Genomic DNA, 610 nt, shown 5'->3' with positions numbered 1-610 from the left:
TGTTCATTGCCTGCGCCGAATTATCCGCTTCGGGATTATCCATATCGAGCATTACGCTCAATTCGCCCTTATACAGTCCGCCGCCTCCGAAAGCGCGGCCTGATGAACCGACATTGACAATAATATTTTTCGCGCCGTTAATTTCCCCTATGGCGATTTCCTGTAACTGGAGCATTACCGCTTTGGTGTCGTCGTATTTTGAACCCAGGGGCAGTTCCACATTGAGGGTTATGGAATCTTCGTTCATCGGCGGTATCATAATCATTCCCAATTTCGGCAGGGCGACGACGGAACCGGCAAAGGCGGCGACTACCAGCAACACCGTTATCAGGCGGTGTTTGACGGCGACTGTGAGCAGGCGGGTATATCCGGCGGTCAAGCCGTTTATCGCTTTTTCAACGGCGATGTCAATTATTATTAACAGTTTGTTTTTAAGCGGTTTTTGCTTTCGAGTTTCAAGCGGAAGAAATTTGCTTGCCAGAACGGGGACGAGGAATATGGCAACTAATAAACTAGAAGCGAGAGAAATGCCGATAGTGACAAGAAGCCCCTGAAACATTTCGCCCATCATTCCCAAGCGGTTCTTGAACAGAAATATGGGGATGAATAC

Annotated in this window: 1 protein-coding gene; it reads right to left on the bottom strand. The window is 48.4% G+C overall.

Translation table 11 applies throughout. The features are described 5' to 3' along the window. Positions 1 to 610 (bottom strand): efflux RND transporter permease subunit (locus ACYVRH_RS14110; protein ID WP_461257510.1); only part of this gene is annotated, 610 nt, incomplete at both ends.

This window comes from Treponema sp. R80B11-R83G3 (assembly GCF_054786115.1).
Note: the sequence above shows the minus strand (reverse complement) of the source record. Positions and strands in the feature narration are given on the sequence as shown.